This is a genomic window from Shouchella sp. JSM 1781072, assembly GCF_041949915.1.
Classification (GTDB): Bacteria; Bacillota; Bacilli; order Bacillales; family Bacillaceae_D; genus Shouchella.
In genome coordinates, this window is sequence record NZ_JBHFQE010000003.1 from 290,380 (window position 1) to 316,791 (window position 26,412).

Consider the following 26,412-nt stretch of genomic DNA (forward strand, 5'->3'; position numbering starts at 1 on the left):
CAGAAAGACCTTTCGGATCAACCAAAAGGTCTTTTTCTATTTTGCTTTAAAATTATAAAGTGGCTTCATAATCTGATTCACTTCAACTGTCGCATCAATTTGCTCAAGAATTTCTTTCATTGGTTTGTAGACCATCGGCGCTTCATCAATGGTTTCTTCTGATAAAGACGTCGTCCATATCCCCCTCATCGTTTCTTGAAACTCATTTAAATTGAACAGTTTTTTTGCTTTTCTTCGACTCATCAATCGACCTGCTCCGTGAGGACCAGAGTAGTTCCAATCCGGGTTCCCTTTTCCTGTCGCAAGAATGCTACCATCTCGCATATTAATGGGGATGATGACACGCTCTGCTTTTTTCGCTGAAATGGCCCCTTTTCGTAAGATCTTATTGTGTAGATCAATGTAATTATGAATCGTTGTAAAAGAATCTGAGATTTTCCAACCCAACTTTTCCACAATCTCATTTACCATTGCTTTCCTGTTTAGCAACGCATAATGTTGAGCAATCCCCATATCGTTCATATAGTCAGCAAATCCCTCACCTTCAAGGAATGCTAATTCTTTTTTTATCCCCGGATGCTTATAGCTAGAAAGGGCTTCTTCAATTTCATGATTTCGGTTTTCCTTTTTCAATTCAGCAATCAGTGCGTCTCTTTCTTGTTTATACGCCATTAGCTCATCATACGCCCGATTTTGATAGTGCTCCGCAATTTGCTTACCCAAATTTCTTGATCCTGAATGAATGACAAGGGCGATTTTATCACCGTACTCATTTAACTCGACAAAATGATTGCCTCCACCAAGGGTCCCAATGCTGCTCAACGCACGATCTAGCTTAAAGGGCGCGCGAATCGATGCAAAATCCACTTCTTTTGCATATTGATGGCGTTTGTTCTGTGCCCTAATTTGAAAGCCATGAGGGATATGCTTGCGAATGACCTCATCCAACTGATCAAAGTTTACGCCTTTTTCTGGTTTATGTAGAATCGCAACTTCTAGCCCACATCCGATATCCACACCGACAAGGTTTGGGACAATTTTATCTGTGATCGTCATCGTCGTGCCAATTGTACACCCCGCTCCTGCATGGGTATCAGGCATGATTCGAATGGTTGAACCTTCAACAAACGATTGATTACATAACTCCACGATTTGATCCATTGCAGATGGATCAATGGTATTTGTGAAGATTTTTGCAGTATTATAGCTTCCTTTTGCTTCAATCATTTGATTCAGCTCCTTTCTCTTATTATATGCGACAATTGAATAAATCGAGAATGTTTTTACAATTCATTGACGGTGATCTACCATTCCTTTTAAAATAAGCAAAAACCCTCATTCTTATGAGAACGAGGGCTACAGGTCGAGGTCGTGTCAAATCGCTTTATTTATTTCCCTTTTTTCAACAGCACAATCGAGATGACGAGCATGAGTAGCGAAATCACAAACGAGGAGACAGTCGCACCAACTGCAATTATAAGATTTAATGCTTCATAGGAAGACAACGCCCCACCCCTTTCCATCATCGCACACGACAATGTAATGACCTGTATTCCTTAATGAGATAATAACTGATTATGATCCTAATTTTTGCATGAAACACTACTTTGGACTTGGTTTCCCAATACGCTTAGGAGGCTTACTCAATGAAACAAATTATCGCATTAGGGGGCGGCGGGTTCTCAATGGAACCTGAACATCCGTTCCTTGACGACTACATCTTGCAGCAAGCAGATACACCAAATCCCAAAATCTGTTTCCTGCCAACAGCAAGTGGCGATTCAGCTGGTTATATTGAACGTTTTTACAACGCTTTTGAATCAAAACCATGCACGAGCAGTCATTTATCCTTATTCAAACCTCCTACCCGAGATTTACGATCATTCATTCTCGAAAAAGATGTTGTATACGTTGGTGGAGGGAACACGGTGAATATGCTTTTGCTTTGGAAGCATTGGGGACTGGACAAGATTCTTGAAGAAGCCTATGAACAGGGCACGATCCTTACTGGATTAAGCGCTGGCTCCATTTGTTGGTTTGAAGAAGGAATAACTGATTCTTATGGAGCTGGATTGGAACCCATTAGCGGATTAGGACTTTTATCAGGAAGTCACGCGCCTCATTACGATGGGGAGCACGAGCGGCGACCAACGTTTCAGCGATTGATTAGCGAAACGAGAATTCAAGCCGGCATTGCCGCAGATGATGGCGTCGGTCTCCACTATAAAAATGGATCATTAGCCGCAATCATCAAGTCTCGCAAGAATGCACATGCCCATCGCGTCGAAGTCGTTCATGGCGCAGTAAAAGAAACACGCTTAAAAAGTATCTATTTAGGTGATGTCTAAACAAAAAATCTTCATGAATGATGATTCATCACTCATGAAGATTGGTTTCACCTCTATTACGTACGTAATGGCTTTAATTTTGCTTCAATTTCTTTACGCTTTGGCTCAAGAAATGGCGGCAACGACAGCTCCTTGCCTAAATCTTCTAGCTTTTCGTCGATATCAAAGCCTGGTCCATCTGTTGCTAACTCATACAAGATACCATTTGGCTCTCTAAAATAAAGTGATTTAAAATAGTACCGATCCACAAAGCCAGACGTGGTAAAGCCTTCTTTTTCAATATGATCGACCCACTGACGAAGCTCTTCTTCCGTCTCAACACGGAACGCAATATGATGCACACTGCCTCTACCTTCCCGCGCTTTAGGAAGATCTTTGTTTTCTTCTACATGAATTTCACTTGAGAGTCCGTTTTCATCTAGTGCAAAAACATGGACTGTATAATCTCCATTGGTATATTGCCCTGTTTTAGTAAAACCTAGCACATCAGTCAATACTTGAATTGTTGGTTCCGCATAACGAACTTGTAAAGTCGCTGGGCCAAGGCCGATAATCGCATGTTCTCCAGACACTTCGTCTGTCCCGTTTTCAAGAACAGGCGATGCGTCCTGATCTACAACAAGGCTCATTCGATGACCGTCAGGATCTTGGAATGGTAAAACAAGCACACCATTTCGCTCGTGAATCTCTTCGTGCTCAACTTGAAACTTATTGAACCGCTCAGACCAGAATTGAAGCGCTTCATTAGATGGAACGAGCAACCCAATTTCATAAATACGGTTTGTTCCCTCCCGCTTTTGAGCGAGTAATGGAATTTCAAAAAATGTAACCTCGGTGCCTGGAGAACCTTTCGAATCTGCGTAAAACAAATGATAATTTGACGTGTTATCTTGATTCACTGTTTTTTTTACTAATCGCATACCGAGAATGTTTCTGTAGAAAGCTAAATTACGTTCTGCATTTGCCGTTAGAGAAGATACATGGTGATGGCCTTTAAGTTTCATCGGTGTCACTCCTTTTTCTAATCTTGATTTATTTATAGTTTACAGGTAAACTGAATAAGAGTCAATTTTAAGGGAGGGTTTTTCATGCGTTATTTCTATCATCGTAGTCAAACGACAACAGATACATTCATTTTGCTTCACGGAAGTGCTGGAAGAGAATCCGATTTACTTGAAATCGCAGGTGATTTAGATGTCTCTTTCTCCGTCATCGGCTTACGAGGAGACGTCCAGGATGAAAAAGGCTTTCGTTATTTTTCTCGTCCAACGAACGGAGCGTTTGATTATGATGATATCAACGCTCGTACGGAAGACATTCACAATACCATTAAAGATCTTCTAAAAAAGAACGGCTCGATGGATGCGCGCCTTCATTTGATTGGATACTCCAATGGAGCGAATGTTGCCACAAATTTAATGCGACGGTATCCAGAAGCCTATACAAGCGCCGTGTTGTTCCATCCAAGTCACCTGTTTCGTGATGTACGTGACATTGACCTAGATGGTAAAACGATTTTCATTTCCGCTGGTGCAACAGATACACTCGTTTCACCTGGAGATGCCTTCGCACTTGAAGCACAACTACAATCTTATGGTGCGCAAACCAAGCTCGCCTTAACCGATTATGGTCACGCCCTTACAACTGCTGACATCGAGGAAGCAACAAACTGGTGGAAAACCGTTCAAGGAAGCTCATCATGAAACAAAATGATAAAACAAAAGAAGAAGTGCTCGCACTCCTCGTCTGGTTTCGGTTGTCACGAACGTACCATCAAAGTCTAAAACGTTCAAACACTTTTTTAAAAAAGTGGGGCCTTACAGTTGCACAGTTCGACGTACTCGTCCAAGTTGGCACGCATAAACGATTATCACAACTTGATTTAGCCAATACCCTGCTTGTCACGAAAGGAAACATAACAAAGTTGCTTACGAAAATGGAAGAAAACGGCTGGATTTTACGGGAAAAAGAAAAAAAGTCCAAATACCTTTCGCTAGCGCCAAAAGGACAAGACCTATATAACGAAATTGTCCCGCAACAGGAACAACACCAAGCCGCCTATTTCGATCGATTAGATGGCGAAGAGTTAAAACAACTCCATGAATTGCTAAAAAAAGTAGGCGAACCACAAGAAACGTAAATAGGAGCAGGACAACTGTCCTGCTCTTTTTTCCGTCGTTAACCCGTAGTCTTTTTCTTTTTGAATACGGCTAACGATACACCGTAAGCCATTGTTGCAGCTACAACAGCAGTTATGTATCCAGCAATCGGATAATGCGCCGTGCCTGTTTCACCAATAGTAATCCAGCCTTGCACATAAAGTATGGTCAACACGTATCCGGAAAGAATTTGTAATAAATAAAGTAGTCCGATAAACACAGCAATAAATAGTAAATACTGTTTCATGATTGTCCCCCCCTCTATACGAACCCAAGATGAGAGTCGTTTCGAAAAAAATCTATGTGACGGTTCTGCTTGCTCGATCCACGTTGCATACCTCCACTAGCTTTTTAAATCATCGTATCATTTTTTCATTGCGGCAAAACCTGCTCAATTCGAGCGCCCATTGAAAATAAAACATCATGCTCACAGCAAGAAAAATGGCGCTAACGCTATAGTGCCAAACCGTTGAGCTCATAACGACTAGCAAGAAGGTAAACAATAAAGCTCCTATGGCCCCACTGACAAAGCGTTGTTTCGAACGTCTCGTTAATGAGATTTGTTTCTTACAATGAGGGCATGTGATACGAAATGCCTTCGTTTGTAGCCAAGCGAAGCCACTCAATTCAGCGTTACACATTGGACAAACGGGTTTTTGCATGGTTTCACTCCCTTACGTTGAAAGGATATTTCGTAAAAAAAGCGAAGTACTCTATGACGAAAGGATGATGCATGATGTTCATCGTAAGCGAGGATTAATTGAAAACTAGATTAAAAAAAGGAAGGTGGTATAAATCAAAACGAGAATGTGAGCTGAATGAACGTGAGTCGTTTTTTTATCAATATTGATTTTTCAAAGATGTGGATCCATACTTTCTTGCGCATTTTTCATGATCGCTTTAAAGAACTGGCCCTTCCCCTTGTTACGCTAGCTTTAACACAATCACCACTTGTGACAGCACTAGTCTTATTATCTCAACAAGTGGGCACAATCTTGTTTTCCATTCCAATTGGAACATGGGTGGAACGACGAAACCCAGTCATTGTCTCTTCTTGCGGTTCAATCTTAACAGGTTTGTTTATGTTTGGGCTTGCGTATGCTGTAAGTTTAGACCAAACAAATGCGATCGTCATCAGCTTTTTATTATGTGCATTAGGCATTGTCAGCCTGTTTCATTCAACTGCCTTTCATATAATGGTTCCTAAAATCGTTGGTCGGCAGCGATTATTACGTGCACACACCTTACTTGAAACGGCCGATGCCATTGTTACGTTACTAGGTCCTGCTTTAGGAGGCTATCTTTTAGCGACCTATGGTGCAAGCGCGACACTAGCAATCTGTGGAGGGATTCTTTTAACAGCCTCGGTATTTTTAATCTCTATACGCTATGATTATGCGAAACCTGCATTTAGAAAAAAAGAGCCTGTCAAAGCACGTCTTCGCATGTTTGCAACCGAATCTGTTGAAGGCTTGATCTTTTTATTCGGAAATTCGGCACAGCGAGCATCCATATTGGCACTCACAACATTAGGGTTTTCAACCGTTTTTATTACGCTAACGTTAATCTTCCATGCTTCTAACACGCTCGAGTTTTCCGAACAAGCTATTGGGTTGCTGTTATCAAGCGCAGGTCTGGGAAATATCATCGGCGTATTAATTATGAACCAATTTAAACAAACCAACTGGCTCTATTTATTAGTCGTATTGTTGGTACTTTCAGCTCTCGGCGTTATGCTACTGCTCACTAGCTCACTTTGGCTCATGTGCTTTGGTATGATTCTGTTTGATGGCGCCCTTTCCATGGGATTTGTCGTTCAAGTTGCTGTGCATCAAGGTATTACCCCAGATTCATTGCTTGCACGAGTACGAAGCACAACCTATGTAATGGGAGGGGTTGTCTCCATGCTTGCAACTGTTTTATCCGGATTATTAACGGAATTGAATTCCCTAGTCGCTCTAGGATTTGGTAGCCTCATGTTGATCGTTCCAGCCTTTCTCTTACTCCGCTATCGTCACGCTGGTGTACGGCTTCATGAACTGCAACCGCTTGAAAAAGTTGTTTCAAACTAAAAAGGAGAGTGCTATACTCTCCTTTGTTCAATAATGCCCCAGATGGAAAAGAGAATACCAACGATACCTACAATGACTGAGGTATTGAAAATGGCAGAAGAATAAACTGTCTCTCCGCTAAGAATTGTTCCAAATTCGTAAGCTGCCGGCACTTCATTACCATAGCCACCTGCTAACACCGCCGCGATTAGATAGTGCCCAACAAATAAAATCGCAGCAGCAATCATAAGTCCTGAACCAACAAGTGCTTTAACCATAAGCAAAATCCCTCCGATTTTTATAATAAAAGGAGCAAACCATGCCAAATCACATACCTAAACATATTATTTCCGCCGCAACCATCATCCTAAATGAAAAAAACGACATCCTTCTAATTAAAGGGCCTAAACGAGGCTGGGAATTTCCAGGCGGACAGGTGGAAGAAGGAGAATCTTTAACCGATGCCGCCATTCGCGAGACAAAAGAAGAAACCGGGTTAGACGTGGAAATCACTAAATTTTGTGGAATCTTTCAGAACACGCGTGCATCAATTTGCAACACCCTCTATTTAGCGAACATTGTTGGTGGTGAAATGACCACAACCCCAGAAAGCTTGGAAATTGGCTTCTTCTCTATTGAAAAAGCGTTTGAAATGGTGACATACACCAACTTCCGAGAACGAATTGAATATTGCCTTGACCCAACAAAACAACCATTCGTCATTTCGTTTTAATGGGTACGAATGAAGATCGCTAAATAGGAACTCGTCATGCCAAAGAATGTCTTGGCCGTTAACTGATCAAGCTTCCAACCGTCTTTTTCGTACTCGTTGAGCGTCATTTCTAGCTGGCTTTGTTTCTTTTTCTTCGTCAGCCCGGAAGGCGAAAGTTCAACAGCTTTATAGGTCATAAGGGATTCAGTCCTTTTTCTTCACACTTACCCTGGAAAAAAGATCCATAAACGTTGGCTCACACGAAAAGAAAGCGTGAACAACCTTGTAGCGTAATGTATACTAAGAGTGAGAACCTTTATTTAAAGGTGGTTAAATGTATGACAACAAAGAATATTCATGACGTAGCAGCTCTTGCAGGGGTGTCCATCGCTACTGTGTCTCACGTAATTAATAAGACGCGCTACGTATCGGAAAAGACAACAAATAAAGTTCTTTATGCAATGAACGAATTAAAATACCGACCAAATCACGCTGCTCGAAGCTTACGTAGCACAAAGACGAGTCGAGTAGGGCTCATTATCCCTGTCCATCCAGGAGACACATCTCGTTCTTTTTTCATGACAATTGCTGAAGGCATTGAAGAAACGTTACGTCCTAAAGGGTTTCATGTCATTATGAGCAACTCAAAAGAAAACGTCAAAAACGAAGTGGAACAACTTCAGTTACTTGATACGCACGTCACAGATGGCATTATTCTAGCTTCAACTTGTGAAGCCCTTGATCAATTAAAGCCCTATCTAAAAGATGATCATCCTTGCGTATTAATTGATCGTGTACCAGAAGGATATACGAACGACTTTGTCAGAGTGAATACATACGATGTCACAATAGAAGCTATTAACGGTTTAAAGAAAAGAGGGTATAAAAAAATTGGTTTTGTTGGATCTACCCATACTGTAAGTACAACACGCGAACGCATGCATGCATTCCAACGCGCTACCCTCGATGATCCATTTTCCCCCAATCGCATTTTTTTGCGGGATCCTACTTACGAGGAAGGATATAATCTAGCAAAACACCTCTTAAACAGCGATGTAGATGCTGTCTTTTTTTCAAGCAACATATTGGCAACGGGGGTGCTTCACTACCTCTCCACCCACCAAATTCAAATTCCTGAGCAACTTGCTCTCATTGTATTTGATAATACGGAATGGACAAGAATCCATTCTCCAACGATTACAGTAATTGAACAGCCAGCCTTTCAGTTAGGCGTTGAAGCAGCAACGTGTTTTCTTAACCGCATTGAACACCCTGATTCGAAAGCAATGCACATTGACATTAATCCAACGATTATTTGGCGTAATTCTTGTTAACAAAACATGCGCCCTCATTCACGTGAATGGAGCGCATGTTTATTATCTAGCTAATGTCCAAATTTTCAAGTGATCTACTTGTATCAATTCTGTAGAAATGAACTCTATTCGTTCACTAGTTTGTTTTGGATAAACTCGATTTGTCATGACTCTCTCTCCATTGTTGATAAACAATTCAACCGAGCACCTATCGATGAAAAGATGAAGTGTTAACGTATGACTCTCCGCTAACTGCGTGGTTGTCACACCAGAGACATCACCTGATTGATTTATATCCATGCGAACCTGATTCTTATTTGGATCAACAATAATTTCTGTGTATTCTTTTCCATCATCAGATTTCAACACATGTATACAAAAAGGGGTTTCTTGATTCTTCACATTAACCTGCACGTTCATTTCAATCGCTTGTCCTTTGGTTACAGGACTCCAAGTACCACTCATTGTAAAGCCGCTTACCTGTTCCATTTCTCTTCGCAGTGCTTGTAATTCTTCTACTGGCTCAAACCGAACCGCATTGTCCGCTGTGAGACTCACCACGCGCGGGATTGTCATCGCACCTGCCCATCCTTCTTGTTTTGATGGGAAATCTGTACCCCACTGATCCATCCATGCAATCAAAATTCGCCTTCCTTTTTCATCCAGAAATGTTTGGGCAGCATAAAAGTCAAGACCATCATCCATTTCTTCAAAATGATCATGAGTAAATCGTCCACTTGAATAATCCATGTCGCCGATCATAATCAGGTTTTTTCCCTCTTCCATATTCATAGGAGAGAAAACGAGCGCATGTTTATTATGAAGCGGGAATAAGTCAGGACATTCCCACATATCGCCAAACTCACCATTACTCTTTGCAGCCAAGCCAAGATAATCCCAGTTTGTTAGATTCTCAGAACGAAACAATGCTGCTCCTCCATGGCCATTTTCACTAGTTCCAACGACCATATACCACTTATCTTCATAGGACCAAACCTTTGGATCACGGAAATCCGCGCTTAATGATGGAGGAGGACTTGGGATAACTGGATTATATTCTGACTTAACAAACATCATGCCATCGTTTGATGTTGCGATGCACTGTACTTCTTTCGGCGTATTGGAGTCAACATGGCCAGTATAAATTAGTGTAAGCTTGTCTTCATAAACGACGGCACTACCTGAGAAGCAACCATATCCCTCTTTTCGTTCTCCTACTTCATAAGGCTCAGAAGGTGCTAGAGCTACGGATTCATTCTTCCAATCTACTAAATTTTCACTTGTCGCATGCCCCCAGTGCATTGGTCCCCAATCTTTTGAATACGGATGAAATTGATAAAAAAGATGGTACGTTCCGTTATGTTGAATCAACCCGTTTGGATCGTTTAGCCATCCTACTGGTGGTGTAAAATGATAAACAGGTTCAAACGCCCGATTTACCACCTCTTTTTGTTTTTCTTGTATGTAGTCATTCGCCTTCTTAATTTCATTTAGATGGTCTCTCATGCTCGTCTCTCATCCTTTCTACTTCCTTCTCTAAAATAATTCCCCTTCATTGGTAAAGATGTATCACGCTTCAATGTAAACGCTGCAAAAATAACGAACGCCATAACAATACTTCCAAGAATATAAAAAGTCGTTTCGTAATTCGTCCGATCATAAATCGAACCCACAAGGGCTGAAAAAATGATAACACCAATCTCACTCGACACTTTAAATCCAATTAAGTAGATTGTGGCTGACAGCCTCGCATCAAAGTTAAGTGAAATGTACTTAAATACTGCAATGAGTAAAATTGGTAGCTCCACAGCATGAAGCATTTTCATGAAAGAAATACCGACTCCACTTGTTACAATTGCAGAACCAATAATTCGAAACCCCATGACTGTTCCTGCTAGAATTAAAGCTTGCTTCACACCGATTTTATGAACAATAAAAGGGGCAAGAAACAAAAATAGCGCTTCCAGAAAAACTTGAACGGAATTTAAATATCCATAAACTTGATTGCCTACCGATTGATCATTAAATTGTTCCACAAAATAAACCGGAAATAATTGTTGATCATAGACGGTATACACACAAACTGTTCCAAAAAGGTAAACTAACAAGAACAGAAAAGTTCGACTTTTAAAAATGGATAGCAAATCATGTTTTGTAATCTGTTTCTCCTCTTTTTCTTCTTTTACGACAGCTTCATTGACCTTAAACCTCATGTTCAAAATAAAAAATGCGACACCAGCAGCAGATGCTAACCAAAAATTTAGGTGTGGGTTTATGCTCATAAGCGTTCCTGCGCCAAGCGCCGCCACAGCATAACCTAACGATCCCCACATTCGCGCTTTACCAAACTCAAAATTGAACGCACGACTTATTTTTTCCGTATACGACTCAAGGAACCCGGCTCCAGCAACAAAACCCGCTCCTAAATAGACGGCTCCCAGAACAACACCAATGTAAAAGTGGTTGACTAATAAAGGTTCGTATACGTAGATTAAAAACGGCCCAATAAAGACGAGTATCACGCTCTGAAACCAAAGCAAATGTTTCTTAACGCCCAGCTTGTCTTGAATAACGCCATAAAACAGCATAAATAATAAAGCACCGGCAGAGTTAAACGAATAAATGGTCCCTACCTGAGTCCCAGATAATTCAAGCGAATGATTCAACCATATCGCATAAAATGACCACCAAATTGACCACGTAATAAAAAATAAAAACATATAACCTGATGAAAACCAATACTTTTGATTTCTAAATACGTTCAACCTTCACTCCTTCTTTCTATAAGGTAAACGTTTACGTAAACGTTTTCTTTATTATGATCACTTGACTGAAATTTGTCAATCCTATTTCAATTCATTCTATTTCTTGACTTGGAGTTACTCAAGGGTGATACCTTTTACATACCAATGATAAAGGTGTGATGCGACATTAATCAGCCAACTCCTGCTCATCAAGTACAGATGACAAAGCCTTTCTTCTACACACTTGCGCTTTTATTAGCGTACGCTTCAATCTCAACAGATCTTTATTTGCCTGCACTTCCAGAAATGAGTGCTGCTCTTGGCACGACGCAAGGTGCATTAGAAATTACCGTCTCTACCTATCTTCTAGGTTTTGCAGTCGGTCAGCTCTTTTGGGGCCCTTTAAGCGATCGCTATGGACGAAAGCTCCCTCTCGCGGGCGGGCTCGTTTTTTTCGTCATTGGTTCTGTAGGATGCGCCTTTTCCACTGACGTGTGGCATTTGATTGTTGGTCGAACGGTTCAAGCCTTAGGAGCAAGCGCAAGCGTTGTGCTAGCTCGAGCGATGATACGGGATCTTTTTCAACGCGAAGAAGCAGCTCGAGTCTTGTCTACACTCACTGCAATTATGATTATTGCCCCGATGCTCGGACCAATTATCGGTGCACAACTATTATCAATCTCATCGTGGCCTATTATTTTTATTTTGTTAGCGTGCATTGGTCTTGCCACATTGGCCTCTTTGCCAAAAGTGATTCCTGAAACACTGCCATCATCTTCACGTGAACAAATCTTCCTTCTATCTACTCTGAAACACTATTGGCTTTTATGCACAAATCGCCTGTTTCTTTCTTATGCGTTGGCATGCGCTACCTTAAATGCTGGTATCTTTGCGTTTGTCGCTGGTTCCCCTTTTGCCTACATTAGTTATTACAACGTATCTCCAACTGTTTACGGGATTCTATTTGCAGTCAATTCATTAGGAATTATGGCGGTCAATATGCTTAATCGCAGACTCATTCCTACTTACGGAGGAGACCGCCTCCTTTTAATAGGTGCGAGCTGTGCCACTATCGTAGGTGGTTTACTAGTGATAATCACAATAACTGGATATGCCAGTCTGTTCGCTTTCGCACTCTTGCTGTTTTTGTTTGTATCTTCAAGTGGCTTTATCGTTGCCAACTCCATTTCTGGAGGCCTAGCAGCGGTTCAGACTGGTACAGGTTCAGCTTCTGCACTGTTAGGGTTTGCCCAATATGGAGGAGGCATGCTTGGATCTTCTCTACTCAGTCTGTTTGCATCTGGTACACCCCTTCCCTTAGCTATCATCACTTTTCTAGCAGGAAGTGCCTGTCTTTTCGCAACACTCGTCATTGTTAAAGAGAGAAAGCGACATGTCAAAAAGGCAGCTTAATTTGGCTGCCTTTTTAAATCTTCTAGCATTTGAACATTCACGAGGTTACCATCTACGAATAACTGTTTGAGCGGATAAATATGACTCGCTCCATATAAAACTAATAGACGTTCATCTTCTCTAGCCACATCAAGAAGATGTTGATAGATTCGTAAGTTGCGATACATCCAATAATGGGTAAGCCACTCGATTCCAACGGGATCTTCATCTGAACCGATGGAAGTAAGACGTAAGTGCCCTCGATGCATCGCTTTTAGCCGCTGAAGCTCATTTAATTTATGTAGATAATCGCCAATGGGCAGATTGGATAAATAGGCTCCCAGCTCGTCTTCCGATCTTTTAAAACCATCAAGAATTTCTTGAAATTGATCTACTTGATAGGTTGTACCGTAATGGAAAGGATCAGCATGAATCTCACCTTGCCAGTCCACCGCTTCAATCGTTGAAAGATTCATTTGTTTTGCCAACCGAAATCCAATTTGATCGATTTCACCTTTACGTAATTCTTGCTCTCCAGAAAGATAATCTTGATAGTTTCGAGTAAGCTGCTCTTGCTTATCTTTTACAATCTCTACGCAGATTTTTGTTGGTGAAAAGGAGGCAAGCTGATTGACGAATTGCTTGATTTCATGCTGTCGACCTACTTCAAGAACGTCAAATTCATTTCCTTTCAATACGTCATCCAAATTTGACTTATCAAAGTGATCAACACCAACAAGTAAAATGATTGGCTTCACACGCTACCTCCTACTTATAAAACTGATAAATGGATAAACTGAGGGATATGCCCGTCACTCATTTCAACCTCTCTTCGCTCTCATTCTAAAACCAAAAAACGTTCTTTCCTAAAGCGAAGGCTAGAAGTGAAAGAACGTCGCTAGTAAAAATAGAAAAACACAAGGTAACGTAGACAAGGTTAACGCAAATCCTCTCTTACCCTCTTGATCTCCTAGGAGATGCCTGACGTACAAGAAACGAAAACAATTCAATGATTAGCGTCAAAACGAAAAGCACAATCATCCAAAAAAGGATAGCGTTTGAGATAAGATGATCAAACGGCGCAAATTGTTGGGTGAACATCGTTTCAGGTAATAAGCCAAATAAGTACAATCCGTTTGATCCACTTTCCGCACTACCTTGTAAATTCGGATTAAACCCCGCTAGATCAAGTAAAAAGAAAACGACAAACACCACACCTAACGTCAACGCTCCTGACATAAGACTTCGTAAAAACGACATATGTTTCCTCCTCTCTTGCTCTATATATACACGTATTAAAGGAGGAAGAAACCTTTTTTTACAATATTTTCAATTAAAAAATCTCCCTCACGTTTAAGAGGGAGGCGCTCATCACTTCTCCTCGTTTTGCTGAAACGAGGACAGTGATTGCAACAATTCATTCGGTAGTTTAAATTGCTCTTGATCAATACTCAATGCGTTAAACAAATCGCCTTCATCACTTTTGGTTGTAAAGCGTAACGATTGATTATGGAGGGCCTCCATTTGCTTATCAAGTGCCGCAGATTGATCGGCTACTTTTTTCAGTTCGTCTAACATTTGCGAAGGAACAGCTGCCTCAAATTTGTAAAAGATCTTATGCTCTAAACTAGCCCAAAAATCCATCGCTACCGTACGGATTTGAATTTCGACCGGAATATGCTCGCGACAATTTGATAAGTAGACAGGTACTTCTACAATCATGTGCATGCTGCGATAGCCGTTTGGTTTCGGTTTTGAAATATAATCTTTTACATCAATCACTTTTAAATCATCATGTGACTCTAGCATCTCTTTGATCGCAAAAATATCTTTTTGAAACGAGCAATTAATTCGTACCCCTGCAATATCTTTTATATTTTTTTCAATGACGTTTATGTTCAACGGGATCTGTTTACGTTTCAACTTCTGCAGTAAGCTCTCTGGTGTTTTTAATCGAGATGAGATGCTTTCAATCGGATTGTAGTCATGAACATAACTAAATTCTTCTTCTAGAATTTCAATTTTTGTTGTCATTTCGTCTAAGGCAAACTTATACTTCATCATAAACCGTGTGAGTTCTTTTTTTGCCTCTTTTAATTGATGCATCGTAATGGCGTTTCCTTGATTACTCATATGCGCGAAATCCTTTCTCACTGCTCAAAGTCTACATCTATCATTGCACCTCTCTATCAGTATGTCAAAAGGTGTTCCCATGTAAACTTGTGGGTTAGTGTGAAACACATATTAGAATTCTTTGCGCTTATATATACCCATCGCGACGAAAAACGAGATGACAAATAAGACAAGCGTCACCGCAAGCATACCACCACTAAAAACAAGACCTGAATCCCAGCTAGAAAACGGCTCCATCCAACCTCTTGCATAGGCTTCTTCAAATGCCCAGCTCGAAAGGAAAAATAGTGCTAATGCAGCAAAGACACTCATAATGAGCACCATATCTGACTTTTCGGTTCCTAGGAAATATGTGAGTGGAAACGCAATTACTGCCAGCAACAAAGCAACTGCAATTCCTCCGAGAAAGGTATAAAGTGTTTCCCAGGTAAGAAGGCCTCCATTAATAAAATCGCCAACTACAAAAACAACTGTCGCTACGACCATTCCAACAAGCATAAACAATAAGAACAGGAGGTAATGACTTTGAACAACGTTTCCTCGATTAACAGGCGTTGTTAAAACAAATTTGCCCCAGCCTGATTTCGCTTCGTGCTTTAGCACTTCTAAAGCAGGTGAGACCATAAAAATAATGGGGATAAACAGCGCAAATGATAAAAGAAAATCGTTTCCTAATGCAATAAATAAAGCGGAAAGGAACACACTTAATGCTAAATAACCCCAAAAGCTACGGCTCACCATATAATAATTAGTTAGCAATAATCCACTCATCCCTTTTCACCTCGCATAAGCAGTAGTGCAATATCATCGATCGTAAATTTCTGCTCCTCTACATGATTTGGAACTTTTTCTTTATTAGATACCAGTACTTCCATTCCCTCATTTTGTCGTTTATAAGTGACGAGCATGTCGTCTTCAATTTGTGCACATTCCTCATCTGTACAATGAAAAATCGCATAGTTCTGCAGTAAATCCTCTTTCTCCACTTTCAAAATAATTTGACCATTTTTAATAAAAATAAGCGAGTCGGCTATCTTCTCGATGTCACTTGTAATATGACTGGATAGTAAAATTCCCCGCTGCCCGTCCTTCACGAACTCTTGCAACACTTCCAGTAATTCTTCTCGTCCTGATGGATCGAGACCTGCGGTAGCTTCATCTAAAATGAGTAAGCGTGCTTGATGGGATAACGCGATGGCGACGGAAATCTTCATCGACATTCCTCTTGAGAAGGTGCCAACTTTCTTATCACGAGGTAAAGAAAATAGATCAATGTAATAAGTAAACGTATCGGTTTCCCAGCGTGTATAAAGCTTCTTAAATACTTTTCCTAGTTGATAAATGGTTAAGTCATAAGGCAAATTCATATCATCGAACACAACACCAATGTCTTCTTTAATCGCCGAATCTTTTGCATCCATGGGATCACCGAAGATATGGATATCTCCATCATCTTTTTGCAACGTCCCGATAATCGAGCCCATCGTCGTTGATTTTCCCGCACCATTTTCGCCAATAAAACCAACAATTGAACCTGCTGGGATTGAAAAAGATACATGCTTTAAAGCAAAGCCATTTCCATCGTAACGCTTAGATAGATCTTTTACGTCTAGAATTTCCGCCACTCCACTCTCCTCCAGTCGTCTTCATCCTCAAATATGTTTAACTATCCAATATATACCAACTTTATAACTAGGCTAAACCTCATAATTGGAAAAGGTCGATTTAATCAAACGTTTAATTACATTCGTGTGATGGGTATGGAAACCGGTATAACGTATGGAAAGAGGCTGATTCAAATGACAAAAAGAGTGACTCGTTTGTTCATCCAGCTTGTTTTATTTGTGGGTAGCTTTATCCTCATGTTTTGGCTGATTTCACCACTCATGGACTATTTATTTGCAAACAGTAGCCGAGGCGTCACGTTCTCTGTCAATATTCTCCTGTTGCCACTTCTGATCGTCGCTTCTTTCCTTCTGACCACGTTCATTTATGAGAAAATAGAAGACGTATTTTCACCTTAACTCTCTTTCCTAAGGGTCACTAAACAACGCGTGTTGGCTGGAGGAGTATGCCTGTGATATATCGACATTGCTGCTTTATTTGTTGTATCAAATTCTCCAGAGACGTGCTTGGCGCCTTGTTGGTTTAGCCATTTAATTTGCGCATCTATAAGCAGTTGCAACTGTTCGAAGCAACTGTCATCCTTCACTCCACACCAGCCGAATTCATAATGAGATGGATCGTCTCCTTTATGTAAAAACGAGTATGCAAGGATAGCTTGAGTAGATTTCGATTGATACACATAACTCGCTTCCATTACCAAATCTTCAGCATAAATAAGAGATTGCCACGTTTCATCGCTTAATGTCGCAACCGGGTTAGCTTGGTGCGTGCTCGAATAAGTGGCTTTCACAAAAGCTATTAGTTGCTTCACCTCAACTAAATTTTTCCGTATCGCTTTTAGCGTACAAACATCATTTGCTAAAACATCTGTTGCTTGAAAATCCTTTACAGAGTAGATCGGGACATACGTCCGTCGAATTTCTTGAAACCCTAGGCTTTTCAAGAGATTTCGCATCGCTTCATCTTTATCCGATAACATGGTTTGGATGGGATTCTCCTTTGCTTGAACTTGAATTTGTTTCATCCAGTTCTCTATTAATGAACACGTTTCACGATTTACTTTCATGACAATTTTCATATACGTGCAATAGGGATGAAACGCATTCTCCCACAAAAAACAGACACCGATAAGTTCTTCTTCTGCATACGCAAGTTGAGTTTGATACTCTCCCTTCACCTGTAAACGACGAAGGTAAATACGTTCTTCACCATACTCACAAAGAAGTTGCTCGACCTCTATTTTCTTTTCTTCTGTATAAACACGAATGGTTTGCTGCATTTTCTTCCTCCTAACATTTGCATTGCTTATCCATGTATTCTATCTTTATAGTCCAAACTGAATTCCCGATTTCATCCCCCCCACCAATCAATCCAAAATAAAAAATCTCCATCAAAAGTTGGGAAAATTAATTTTTCATACAATTCATTGAAATATCTGCTACAATGACGAATAAGCATATACTTGAACAAGAAGGTGAATCAACGTGCAGGAAACATTAACGCCTGAAGAAGTAGGTGCAAAGATCGTTGAATGGTACAGCTGTATTATTTCGGCTTCGTACGAACAAGCGGTTCTCTTGAAGGAAGAAGCTCGTCAGTACCTTGTTCATATGGAGAAAAATGATAAGATCTTAGCCTATTATTCACTTGTAGAATTTAGACACAACATGTTTGTTGACGAATTTAATAAGAAGCATGAATTAGGTGATACGTTTCATTTCGTGGAAACAGAAGTTGATCGCTATCTTAAGTACTTGTACTATTTTGTTAGCGGTCAATACGAGTACACACAGGAGCGTTATCGTTCAGCGATTAAGTTGTTCCGAAAAGCAGAGCGGTTGCTTGAGCACGTTAATGATGACGCTGAGGAATCAGAGTTTTATTTGTACATTGGCCTTGTGTACTACCGTCTTAACCAATATTTGATTGCCAGTTCGTACCTTGAACAAGCGGCAACGATTTTTAACCGTTTAAATTATTACGAACGTGCCTTAAACTGTCGACAAGTGTTAGGCGCCATTCGTTCCGAGCTGCATGAGTTCGAAACAGGGGACGCGATTCTACAAGAAGCTTATAAAGAATCAACATTTCCACGGACATCTGCTCTTATTCTTCGGACCTTAGGCTTAAGTAAATTTAGACAAAAAGACTTTGAAGCAGCGAAACACTTTTTCTACCAAGCGCTTGAATATGAAGAACACCAGAACCATCAAATTGGAATGAAAACAAGGTACGATCTTTCCAATACTTTATTCAAACTTGGTGAGCAAGAAGAAGCACTTATCCTTTTTAAGAAAGCACAAGCAGAAGCAGCGGACTACAACAATAAAGAATATAAAGCCCGTTGTTTGTTTTTAGACGGACTTTATCTTGCAAAGGACGTTGCGTTAATCGATGAATCTTTAGCGCAATTAACGAGTCACAGCTTACTGTTTGAAGTGTGTGAACTTGCTGAAGAAATGGTTGACCTCGCGGATCAACGAGGCGATGAGTCGACCGCACTTAAGTATTACCGCATTGCTTATCAAGCAAAAGCAAATCAAAATCGATTAGGAGCTGATCAAGTATGAAAAAATTGATTGCTGCATTTATTATTGTTTTGGCTGTATCCTCAACAAGCCTCGTAGCCAATGCTGATAGTGAACCTACTTTCTCACCTCTAGGAAAAACTGAAATAGTCGGTTAACCACTCTTCCCTTACCTTTGCGTAAGGGATTTATATTGTTTTTTTGCGAGAATAAGGGTCCAGCGATCTTTTTCGACAATGCGTTTTTCACCTTGAATGGACCGATCCAAATAAGCAACAAGTATCTCCAACTGCTGATCCGACAGCTCGTGAAGCAAGCTTCGCCCTTTGCGCAATCGGATGTCGTCCAGAAACTGTTGCTTCGTTTCATGTTCCGCTCTTGTCTCCCAAAGATGCCACGTTTTTTCAATTTGAAACCCTGCCCCTTGAAGCGCTGAGTGAATGCCCTTAACCGGATGACGCCGTCTCGTTTCGATTTCTTTTAAGTGTGGATAACAATGAAAGAAATACCCACGAAGATGCTCAGCGCTTCCGGGTAAAAAGCAATCCTCTGGCGTACGCGTTTGAATAAGGTATAGACCGTCTCGCTTAAGCACACGGTTCCCTTCTTCAAAAGCAGGTGCAAGGTCTTTCAAATGATGGATGAGCGCTCGAGCGAACACCATATCTGCTGCATTACTGCTCAAATTCATCTCCGTTGCCGATCCCACTTGATAAGTGACCGCCTTGCTGGAACTCGCTTCTTCCTCTGCTGTTTGAATCATCGTTTTTGAACTGTCTACTCCTGTTACATTCGAAACACCCCTTTCAGCGAGTACTCTTGAGTAAATGCCACCGCCACAACCAAGATCGACTACATGCTGAGGTGCATACGCCTCTAAAATCGTGTTCATTTCTTCCAGCCATGACGAATCCACTTCCCTATTTGTATAGCTAAAGCGATTTTGTTCATGATGAAAATCAATGGCCATTGTCCATTCCTCCCTTTCCTGTCTTACCTTTATTATAAAGCGACAGCAACATGCTGGATAATACGGAAACTGAATCGTTGACGATTTGTTTTTCCGATCACAAAAAGGGACTTCTTGCGTGTCAAGAAATCCCTTTCTCTTTATATTAACGTGACCATTGCCTTTTCAATGGAAGAATACACTTTGACGTCTTTAAACTGAACCCCTAACTTAATGGATGTCCGCGCAATCTCTGGCCGCACGCCAGATAAAAATACCTGCATGCCTATTAAACGAAGTCCACTAATAAGCGAGTAAAGTTGGTCTGCGACACGCTTGTCTATTTCAGAAACGCCAGATATATCAATTAATAATGTTCGCACTTGTAGATCCGAACACTTTTCTAACGTCTGAGTGAAAATAATCATTGCCCGGTCATAATCGAGTTCACCGACTAATGGCAGAAGAGCAATCCCTTCCCGCACTTTCATAATCGGCGCACTTAACAATGCAATCATCTCTTGTCTAGAACGCAACTGTTCAGCTGTATGAGATAAATAATTTTCCGTAAAGGTCACCATGATTCGTTTTAATGCTAACGCTAATTGTTTGTGCCAACTGTTAAATTCCGCTAACGTTACAGCTTCGGCGTGGTGGAGCGCATACTCTTCTAGAAGCTCAATATATTGTTCTTTAACATTTAAAAACTCTTCAATCATGTCTGGCAGTGGCGTCTTCAAATGCGCTTGATCTTCTGCCATCGTTTGAATCCAGCTTTTAAATGTCTCTTCTACGTCCGGCTGATCTTCTCTAAACAACTCGCAAAACAAAAGGTGAAAATCATGATTTTGGTTTTTCAATAGCGTCACAGCATCTTCGTCGGTTGTGCCGTACACACCTTCTCGGTCTTTATTTAAATTCTCGTACCAACGTTCTGTTAACGCCCATGTACGTGATTTCATAAACGCATAGACGGAATACGTCTTTTCCATTCTAGACCTCCTACTTTATGCTTTCATAAAGAGAATCAACATGACAAACAATTTTTCTGCTTGCAAAGTCATTAATGATGTTTACTTTCAATAGACCAACTTCATTAAAATCATGATCCAATAATACAAATTGGCGATACTCTTCGGAAATACAGCGGTTTTGAATGATTAAGGGCAAGTATTGCTGTATGTGCGTACACATCTGTGTATGCATATCTTCTTCCGATGTTCGATCCTCATTAAATGTAAATTGGAAGGTATATTTATGTTTGAAGGGTGTTGGGCAATCCATTTGAAAATGTGTATATGTGAGCATAATCACCTTTCTTTCTTTAATCATTCTTAATCCATCTTACCTTACTTGTGACTTTATGACTATTCATACGCTGTTAAAATTCTTTCCTAATACTGGAGGGTGACTAAGAATGCACCACCTATCGCTCTGAACGAAAAAAAATCACGTGGTATCTTCCCCCATGTGATTTTATTCCTACGTTATTCGCCTCGTTTACGACGTTCAGATATTTGTTCTGCACCGAGTCCATAGTTATCCATATCAATTTCATCGATTACGACAACGGTAGAAGCAGGATTTTTGTTCAACGTATCCTGAAGCAATCTTGTCACCCCGTTAATTAACGTCGCCTTCTGATCTTTCGTTAAACCACCCTGTTCTTTCGTTACTTTAATATTGACGTACGGCATGTTGCTGACCCCTTTTCATATAAGATAAACACAAGAACACCAATGCTAGCGCTACAGCTCCTGCCGAAACAACAAATGCAACTGTTTCGCCATGTATCATAAGCAGCATGCCCGCAACAACAGGCCCTAACAGTTGACCAATCGCATAAGCCGCTGTCAGTTGACTCACAACCGGTTTCATAGTTTGCTGTTCTTTCGCAAGCGCTATTGTTAAAACCGTAATTCCCATAAACGTTGCACCAAATCCGAATGCAGAGAGAAAAACAAGCAAGGCATTCGTCGATCCAGTTGGAAGAATGAGACTCACAACTTGAATCAGATAGGCAAGAATTAGTGCAGTTTCCTTTTTAAGCACTCGACCCAACCAAGCCCAAAAAAAGCAAGATGGCATGGCGCCCATCCCTACAATTGCCCAAATCCATACAACATCAAACGAAAAAGATGCAACAGTCGCCAGAACACTCGTGATAAACGTCGCATAAATAATGTAGCCAAACCCTTCAAGGAAATAAGAGATGAGCAATACGTTTATTGATAGTAGTGGCTGTTTTTTTCCAACGCTTATTGTTCGCGTCGGAAGTGAAGTCGGCGTTACGTGCTTCGTTGATTGATAAATACCAACGATTAAACCAATGCTTACGACTCCTAAGAAAACCCAACCCATTTGCCACGTAGTTAACGGTAATATAAGGGGAAGCACGATCCCTGTAAAAAGAATGCCGAACCCAACGCCGCTGTATAACAAACCGACACCTTTTGCGCCGCCATCCTCTGCCAAACGTCGGATGATCCATTCGGACATAAAAACAAACACAAAACCGCTAGCAACGCCTGAAAGCAAACGCAATGCCGACCATATCAACATGGATTCTGTCACGCCCATACTATACGTAGTCATTGCGCTGACGAATAAGAAAATATAAAACCATCTTACGCGGAACGTTCCACGTCCTGCTAAAAGCGCTCCTAAAAAGTATCCAATATAATTCCAAGTTGCCAGAAGCCCTGATGAGAACGAAGAAAGACCTGTCGCTTCCTCCATATACGGTAACAAAGGTGTGTAGGCAAAACGACCAATCCCCATCACAACAGCCAAACTTAAGAACCCACCAATAATCAAGCGCAGATGCTGCTTATTGTCCATCCCATCCCCACCTTGCAAACGCTCTCTTTCTAGCGTACTATGAAAGGACTATTTATAAAAATGCAATTATTTGATGCAAGCTATTTATTTTTTTGACACCTGAGTGAATGTTAACTCAGACTAACAGATTTATAAGGGTGGAGAATCAATGAAATTCGATGATTTACAAGCATTTGCTGAAGTGGCGCGCCTACAAAATATTTCAAAAGCAGCCGCTAAGCTTAATTATGGACAATCCAATATGACGATGAAAATCAAACGACTAGAAGCTTATTTTGACACATCGCTTTTTTATCGAACAGCCCAAGGGGTACAACTCACAACAAAAGGACATGTATTACTTGAACAAACAAACCAAATTCTTCGGCTTTGGGAGGAAACAAACACACGGTTACGAGATGGTGAAGCAACTGGTTCAATCACAATCGGTTCGATGGAAACAACAGCAGCCGTTCACCTCCCAACGATGCTTGCTCAATTAAAAGAAACCTACCCACATGTCTCGATACACCTTAAAACAGGTCCAACAGATGAGTTGATTGATCGTGTACTCCGCTATGATATCGACGCTGCTTTTATTGCTGGTCCGATTAAACGAAGTGGGCTAAACAGTGTCCCCTTGTTTCGTGAGACGATGATGCTCGTCACGAGCAACGCTTTAGCAAAGCAACTTGATGCGTCCTATCAACAACTGGATACGCAAGATATCATTACATTCCGCAGCGGATGCGCGTATCGAAAGCATCTAGAGCGCTTTTTTGATTCGCTTCAATTTGTTCCACAAAGAAAAATGGAGCTTGGTTCCCTCGACGCCATTCTTGGTTGTGTCGCCAATAACATGGGTGTGTCCATGTTACCTCAATCTGTCGTTGGCCATCATCCTTCTGTCTCGAGCATCCCGTTACCCGCTTCTTTTCAACAGATCGATACGCATTTTCTTTATCGAGAGCACGAAGAACATCCAACCTTTTCTTTTTTCAAACACTATTCCCATAAGGAGGACGATTAAATGATTACCATCCAACAAGCTAACATCACCCACGTGAACGGAATTATTTCTGTCTGCCAAAAAGGATACTGGGCCACCTATCAAGGACTTTTGTCAGATGACTATATTGAACGGGTTTGCGAAGAATTTTACAATGAGGCACGGGTTACGAAAGAAGTTCAGGAACAGAGCAAACATTGGGGTGGCTATGTCGTTGCGTTAGATGGAGAGGAAGTCGTTGGTTCAGCAGGAGGCGGCTTACTTAATGATGTTCAAGCCGAGTTATTTGTTCTTTACTTGTTACCGAATCGACGAAATGAAGGGATTGGCTCAAAACTTCTAGCAGCGATTACAGAACAACAGCGCTCGTTTGGTGCGACTGAACAGTGGGTATCTGTTGCAAAAAACAATGATAAAGGCATCCCGTTTTATGAAGCGCGAGGCTTTCGCTTCCAATATGAACAAGCTGCACACGGAAACGACCAGCAAGATGAGTATAAAAGCTGTCGTTATCGACGAGTTCTTACATAAGGAGAGATCGACTATGGATATACATACGTACACACCAACGATGGAACAAGACCTTTTTGCTTTAATTGCTTCTGAGGGCGAAGAGTGGCACGAGTATTTGTATAACGGTGGGAAAGAAAAATATATTCAAACGTTAGCAAGCTCAATAACACTCGTTGCTTATAAAGAGGGCGAGCTTATCGGCTATGCACGGGCCATTGTTGATGGCGCTTTTCATCTCTATATCTGTGATTTACTCGTCCACCAGCAAGCACGCGGACATAATGTTGGTAATAAACTAATGACTCGTTTTTATAAACTGTACCCGTCGCATGTTGTTTTCGTTATGTCGGATGTTGATACCTATTATGAAACACTTGGTTACCAAAAAGAAGGCACGATCTTTACCGTCTCAAAGCCTTCTTTGTAAAAAGCTATTCCTCTTTCACTTTCACGCCACCAAACGTAAAAAAAAGGGCAATAAGCGTCGAGACAAACACCATATGCGGCAGCCGTTCGACGGCAGTTGCGTGGTCGTAGATCAGATGTCCAAGTAAATTCGCCACAAACATTGTGTTAAATACGTTCATTCCATAATGAAACAACCGATTTTTAGGTACTTCCTTCACTTGCATACCGGCACCTCCCAACTCTTTCATAAAGCGTATCATGTCGTTCTCCTTCTTTAAAGAGGGCAATAAACACAAACAAAAAAAGAGGGGATCTCCCCTCTTTTTATACTTTTTCTTCGACTTCAACACCAAATGAAGCAAGCAGTTCAAAGAATGACGGGCAAGTTTTCGAGACGCATCCAGGATCGGTTAATTCAATGCCCGCAACTTTTGTCCCAATCAAGGCAAGGGACATGGCCACACGATGGTCGTCGTACGTATCCAGTTTTGCCGCTTTCGGCGTTCCTGGAAATACTTTTAATCCATCATTGTACTCTTCCACTTGAATCCCTAATTTTGTTAGCGAATCTGCGATGACTTTTATACGATTCGATTCGTGGTAGCGAATGTGCTCCACTTCTGAAATCGTAATTGGTCCATCCGCAAACGGCGCAAGCGCAGCAAGGGTTAACGTTTGGTCGGACATTTCACGCATGGAGACGTCGAAGCCACCTTTTAGCTGCTTCGGCCCCTGCACTTCAACGTACGATTCCCCTCTTATAACGGTGCAGCCCATTTTTTCTAAAATCGTTAAAAATCCAATATCAGGCTGTTTCGTTTCAGCAGTCACATTTGTTACGCGTACACGACCTTCATTTAATGCCGCTAGTCCAAAGAAATAACAAGCGGTAGATGCGTCTGCTTCCAGAGTGAGTGCTTGAGGTTTGTACACAGATGGCGATACGTTCATCGTTTGTAAAGCATCGTCGTACGAAACCGTTGCCCCGAACGCTTCCATTAAATCGAGGGTCAAGCGTACATACGCATGCTGGACAATATGGTCGGTAATCGTGATTTGTAGCGGCGTCTGAAAATAAGGCCCTGCGATCAGCAAGCCACTAATGTATTGACTTGAAATCTTTCCAGACAAGTCTACGGTTCCGCCTTGAAGCGGTTTCCCTTTAATCTTTAGCGGATAGTGCCCCTCTTTTTCAAGGTGCGTAATTTCCCCACCAAGCGCTCTTAGCGCATCAATTAAAGGCGCAACCGGACGCTTCGTCATGCTTTCACTCGCTTCAATCGTCCATTCTCCTTGCGCCGCAGTTACCAGACTTCCCGGTAAAAAGCGGGCAACGGTTCCAGCAGCGCCAATATAAAGGGAATCGCTTTTCCAGTTTTGGCCTGTACCATGAACCCTCGCCTCATCTTCATGTACATCAATGGCGACACCTAATTTTCTTAGTGCATCAATACACCAATACGCATCATCGCTACGCAAAAATCCTTTTAATGTAGACGTCCCTTCTGCCAGCGCACTCATGATAAATGCTCGATTCGTTAAACTTTTGCTCCCCGGAATCGTTACTTCTCCGTCAATCACACGCTCTCCGGGTGCGACGGTGACGCTATGAACCCCTTTTAAAGGTGTCCACGGACTTCTCGCTCGTTGATCAACATGACCCTTCTTCATGGAATCATCTCCTTTGTTCCATTCTACTTCCCTTTA

33 protein-coding genes are annotated in these 26,412 nt (G+C 41.3%); 12 read left to right on the forward strand and 21 right to left on the reverse strand.

Annotated features, from left to right (window positions below; genetic code table 11):
- Positions 1-36: 36 nt before the first annotated feature.
- Entirely contained in the window at positions 37-1,227 is a 1,191-nt protein-coding gene (locus ACE1TH_RS15360; protein WP_099304007.1) for an RtcB family protein, read from the reverse strand.
- Between the two features lie 419 nt (positions 1,228-1,646).
- Between ACE1TH_RS15360 and ACE1TH_RS15365 the strand changes: the two genes are divergently transcribed.
- A complete protein-coding gene (locus tag ACE1TH_RS15365) occupies positions 1,647-2,348 on the forward strand; it encodes a Type 1 glutamine amidotransferase-like domain-containing protein (protein ID WP_255224007.1) in 702 nt (233 codons plus the stop codon).
- 56 nt (positions 2,349-2,404) lie between these two features.
- Here ACE1TH_RS15365 and ACE1TH_RS15370 read toward each other — a convergent pair whose 3' ends face one another.
- Positions 2,405-3,352 (reverse strand): ring-cleaving dioxygenase, encoded by a 948-nt coding sequence (locus ACE1TH_RS15370; RefSeq protein ID WP_099304011.1) that lies wholly within the window; start codon positions 3,350-3,352, stop codon positions 2,405-2,407.
- A gap of 84 nt (positions 3,353-3,436) precedes the next feature.
- Here ACE1TH_RS15370 and ACE1TH_RS15375 point away from each other — a divergent pair, with 84 nt between their 5' ends.
- Positions 3,437-4,051, forward strand: coding sequence for an alpha/beta hydrolase (locus ACE1TH_RS15375; RefSeq protein WP_375079433.1), 615 nt, complete (start codon positions 3,437-3,439; stop codon positions 4,049-4,051).
- Positions 4,048-4,488, forward strand: coding sequence for a MarR family winged helix-turn-helix transcriptional regulator (locus tag ACE1TH_RS15380; protein WP_099304015.1), 441 nt, complete (start codon positions 4,048-4,050; stop codon positions 4,486-4,488). The genes ACE1TH_RS15375 and ACE1TH_RS15380 overlap by 4 nt, the downstream gene beginning before the upstream one ends.
- A gap of 38 nt (positions 4,489-4,526) precedes the next feature.
- Here ACE1TH_RS15380 and ACE1TH_RS15385 read toward each other — a convergent pair whose 3' ends face one another.
- Together ACE1TH_RS15385 and ACE1TH_RS15390 are read right to left on the reverse strand one after the other, a co-directional pair.
- Entirely contained in the window at positions 4,527-4,754 is a 228-nt protein-coding gene (locus tag ACE1TH_RS15385; protein ID WP_375079434.1) for a hypothetical protein, read from the reverse strand.
- A 109-nt stretch (positions 4,755-4,863) separates the two neighbouring features.
- On the reverse strand, positions 4,864-5,169 hold the full coding sequence (locus tag ACE1TH_RS15390) for a hypothetical protein (RefSeq protein ID WP_099304019.1): 306 nt from the start codon (positions 5,167-5,169) through the stop codon (positions 4,864-4,866).
- Positions 5,170-5,367: 198 nt separating this feature from the next.
- Between ACE1TH_RS15390 and ACE1TH_RS15395 the strand changes: the two genes are divergently transcribed.
- Positions 5,368-6,579: an MFS transporter gene (locus ACE1TH_RS15395; protein ID WP_375079435.1), complete on the forward strand. Its 1,212-nt coding sequence runs from the start codon at positions 5,368-5,370 to the stop codon at positions 6,577-6,579.
- 11 nt (positions 6,580-6,590) lie between these two features.
- Here the strand turns inward: ACE1TH_RS15395 and ACE1TH_RS15400 are convergent, their stop codons facing one another.
- Positions 6,591-6,836, reverse strand: a complete 246-nt coding sequence (locus ACE1TH_RS15400; protein WP_375079436.1) for a hypothetical protein — start codon at positions 6,834-6,836, stop codon at positions 6,591-6,593.
- A gap of 41 nt (positions 6,837-6,877) precedes the next feature.
- On the opposite strand from ACE1TH_RS15400, the gene ACE1TH_RS15405 reads away from it, so the two are divergent.
- On the forward strand, positions 6,878-7,291 hold the full coding sequence (locus ACE1TH_RS15405) for an NUDIX hydrolase (RefSeq protein WP_099304025.1): 414 nt from the start codon (positions 6,878-6,880) through the stop codon (positions 7,289-7,291).
- On the opposite strand, the gene ACE1TH_RS15410 is transcribed toward ACE1TH_RS15405, so the two are convergent.
- Positions 7,288-7,467, reverse strand: a complete 180-nt coding sequence (locus ACE1TH_RS15410; protein WP_099304027.1) for a DUF4177 domain-containing protein — start codon at positions 7,465-7,467, stop codon at positions 7,288-7,290. The two genes, ACE1TH_RS15405 and ACE1TH_RS15410, sit on opposite strands and share 4 nt — an antisense overlap.
- Positions 7,468-7,608: 141 nt before the next feature.
- Here ACE1TH_RS15410 and ACE1TH_RS15415 point away from each other — a divergent pair, with 141 nt between their 5' ends.
- A complete protein-coding gene (locus ACE1TH_RS15415; RefSeq protein WP_176554418.1) occupies positions 7,609-8,604 on the forward strand; it encodes a LacI family DNA-binding transcriptional regulator in 996 nt (331 codons plus the stop codon).
- Positions 8,605-8,646: 42 nt separating this feature from the next.
- Here the strand turns inward: ACE1TH_RS15415 and ACE1TH_RS15420 are convergent, their stop codons facing one another.
- Together ACE1TH_RS15420 and ACE1TH_RS15425 are read right to left on the reverse strand one after the other, a co-directional pair.
- Complete coding sequence (locus tag ACE1TH_RS15420; RefSeq protein ID WP_255224012.1) at positions 8,647-10,089, reverse strand: glycoside hydrolase family 32 protein; 1,443 nt, start codon at positions 10,087-10,089, stop codon at positions 8,647-8,649.
- A complete protein-coding gene (locus ACE1TH_RS15425; protein ID WP_218014795.1) occupies positions 10,086-11,348 on the reverse strand; it encodes an MFS transporter in 1,263 nt (420 codons plus the stop codon). Before ACE1TH_RS15425 ends, ACE1TH_RS15420 begins: the two co-directional genes overlap by 4 nt.
- Before the next feature lie 198 nt (positions 11,349-11,546).
- Between ACE1TH_RS15425 and ACE1TH_RS15430 the strand changes: the two genes are divergently transcribed.
- Positions 11,547-12,740, forward strand: a complete 1,194-nt coding sequence (locus ACE1TH_RS15430) for a multidrug effflux MFS transporter (RefSeq protein ID WP_375079437.1) — start codon at positions 11,547-11,549, stop codon at positions 12,738-12,740.
- Here the strand turns inward: ACE1TH_RS15430 and ACE1TH_RS15435 are convergent.
- The 5 genes from ACE1TH_RS15435 to ACE1TH_RS15455 form a co-directional block, all read right to left on the reverse strand.
- Positions 12,737-13,477 (reverse strand): DUF5694 domain-containing protein, encoded by a 741-nt coding sequence (locus ACE1TH_RS15435; protein WP_375079438.1) that lies wholly within the window; start codon positions 13,475-13,477, stop codon positions 12,737-12,739. The genes ACE1TH_RS15430 and ACE1TH_RS15435 overlap by 4 nt on opposite strands.
- A 196-nt stretch (positions 13,478-13,673) precedes the next feature.
- Positions 13,674-13,979 carry a hypothetical protein gene (locus ACE1TH_RS15440; RefSeq protein WP_099304037.1) on the reverse strand — a complete coding sequence of 102 codons (306 nt, stop codon included), beginning with the start codon at positions 13,977-13,979 and terminating at the stop codon, positions 13,674-13,676.
- A gap of 111 nt (positions 13,980-14,090) precedes the next feature.
- Entirely contained in the window at positions 14,091-14,852 is a 762-nt protein-coding gene (locus tag ACE1TH_RS15445) for a GTP pyrophosphokinase (protein WP_375079439.1), read from the reverse strand.
- 111 nt (positions 14,853-14,963) lie between these two features.
- The gene (locus ACE1TH_RS15450; RefSeq protein WP_375079440.1) at positions 14,964-15,623 is read right to left on the reverse strand and encodes an ABC-2 transporter permease; all 660 of its coding nucleotides are present in this window, start codon (positions 15,621-15,623) and stop codon (positions 14,964-14,966) included.
- Positions 15,620-16,477: an ABC transporter ATP-binding protein gene (locus tag ACE1TH_RS15455; RefSeq protein ID WP_375079441.1), complete on the reverse strand. Its 858-nt coding sequence runs from the start codon at positions 16,475-16,477 to the stop codon at positions 15,620-15,622. The genes ACE1TH_RS15450 and ACE1TH_RS15455 overlap by 4 nt, the downstream gene beginning before the upstream one ends.
- A gap of 174 nt (positions 16,478-16,651) precedes the next feature.
- On the opposite strand from ACE1TH_RS15455, the gene ACE1TH_RS15460 reads away from it, so the two are divergent.
- The gene (locus tag ACE1TH_RS15460) at positions 16,652-16,876 is read left to right on the forward strand and encodes a hypothetical protein (protein WP_255224019.1); all 225 of its coding nucleotides are present in this window, start codon (positions 16,652-16,654) and stop codon (positions 16,874-16,876) included.
- Here the strand turns inward: ACE1TH_RS15460 and ACE1TH_RS15465 are convergent.
- Positions 16,873-17,757 (reverse strand): hypothetical protein, encoded by an 885-nt coding sequence (locus tag ACE1TH_RS15465; RefSeq protein WP_375079442.1) that lies wholly within the window; start codon positions 17,755-17,757, stop codon positions 16,873-16,875. The genes ACE1TH_RS15460 and ACE1TH_RS15465 overlap by 4 nt on opposite strands.
- 205 nt (positions 17,758-17,962) lie before the next feature.
- Here ACE1TH_RS15465 and ACE1TH_RS15470 point away from each other — a divergent pair, with 205 nt between their 5' ends.
- Positions 17,963-19,048, forward strand: coding sequence for a response regulator aspartate phosphatase (locus ACE1TH_RS15470; RefSeq protein ID WP_099304048.1), 1,086 nt, complete (start codon positions 17,963-17,965; stop codon positions 19,046-19,048).
- 127 nt (positions 19,049-19,175) lie between these two features.
- Here ACE1TH_RS15470 and ACE1TH_RS15475 read toward each other — a convergent pair whose 3' ends face one another.
- The 5 genes from ACE1TH_RS15475 to ACE1TH_RS15495 all read right to left on the reverse strand — a co-directional run bounded on the left by ACE1TH_RS15475 (position 19,176) and on the right by ACE1TH_RS15495 (position 22,796).
- Positions 19,176-19,976, reverse strand: coding sequence for a methyltransferase domain-containing protein (locus ACE1TH_RS15475; RefSeq protein WP_375079443.1), 801 nt, complete (start codon positions 19,974-19,976; stop codon positions 19,176-19,178).
- Positions 19,977-20,116: 140 nt separating this feature from the next.
- Complete coding sequence (locus ACE1TH_RS15480; protein ID WP_255224023.1) at positions 20,117-20,947, reverse strand: STAS domain-containing protein; 831 nt, start codon at positions 20,945-20,947, stop codon at positions 20,117-20,119.
- Positions 20,948-20,957: 10 nt separating this feature from the next.
- The gene (locus ACE1TH_RS15485) at positions 20,958-21,287 is read right to left on the reverse strand and encodes a hypothetical protein (protein ID WP_099304054.1); all 330 of its coding nucleotides are present in this window, start codon (positions 21,285-21,287) and stop codon (positions 20,958-20,960) included.
- Positions 21,288-21,442: 155 nt separating this feature from the next.
- Entirely contained in the window at positions 21,443-21,652 is a 210-nt protein-coding gene (locus tag ACE1TH_RS15490; RefSeq protein ID WP_099304056.1) for a tautomerase family protein, read from the reverse strand.
- On the reverse strand, positions 21,633-22,796 hold the full coding sequence (locus tag ACE1TH_RS15495; RefSeq protein WP_375079444.1) for a YbfB/YjiJ family MFS transporter: 1,164 nt from the start codon (positions 22,794-22,796) through the stop codon (positions 21,633-21,635). Before ACE1TH_RS15495 ends, ACE1TH_RS15490 begins: the two co-directional genes overlap by 20 nt.
- A 148-nt stretch (positions 22,797-22,944) precedes the next feature.
- Between ACE1TH_RS15495 and ACE1TH_RS15500 the strand changes: the two genes are divergently transcribed.
- Genes ACE1TH_RS15500 through ACE1TH_RS15510 form a run of 3 tightly spaced genes read left to right on the forward strand, consistent with a single transcriptional unit; the run spans position 22,945 to position 24,724 of the window.
- Positions 22,945-23,805, forward strand: coding sequence for a LysR family transcriptional regulator (locus ACE1TH_RS15500; protein ID WP_255224025.1), 861 nt, complete (start codon positions 22,945-22,947; stop codon positions 23,803-23,805).
- A complete protein-coding gene (locus ACE1TH_RS15505) occupies positions 23,806-24,315 on the forward strand; it encodes a GNAT family N-acetyltransferase (RefSeq protein ID WP_375079445.1) in 510 nt (169 codons plus the stop codon).
- A 13-nt stretch (positions 24,316-24,328) separates the two neighbouring features.
- Positions 24,329-24,724: a GNAT family N-acetyltransferase gene (locus ACE1TH_RS15510; protein WP_375079446.1), complete on the forward strand. Its 396-nt coding sequence runs from the start codon at positions 24,329-24,331 to the stop codon at positions 24,722-24,724.
- A 4-nt stretch (positions 24,725-24,728) separates the two neighbouring features.
- Here ACE1TH_RS15510 and ACE1TH_RS15515 read toward each other — a convergent pair whose 3' ends face one another.
- A complete protein-coding gene (locus tag ACE1TH_RS15515; RefSeq protein WP_375079447.1) occupies positions 24,729-24,965 on the reverse strand; it encodes a hypothetical protein in 237 nt (78 codons plus the stop codon).
- A gap of 64 nt (positions 24,966-25,029) precedes the next feature.
- Entirely contained in the window at positions 25,030-26,376 is a 1,347-nt protein-coding gene (gene aroA, locus ACE1TH_RS15520; RefSeq protein WP_375079448.1) for a 3-phosphoshikimate 1-carboxyvinyltransferase, read from the reverse strand.
- Positions 26,377-26,412: the final 36 nt, after the last annotated feature.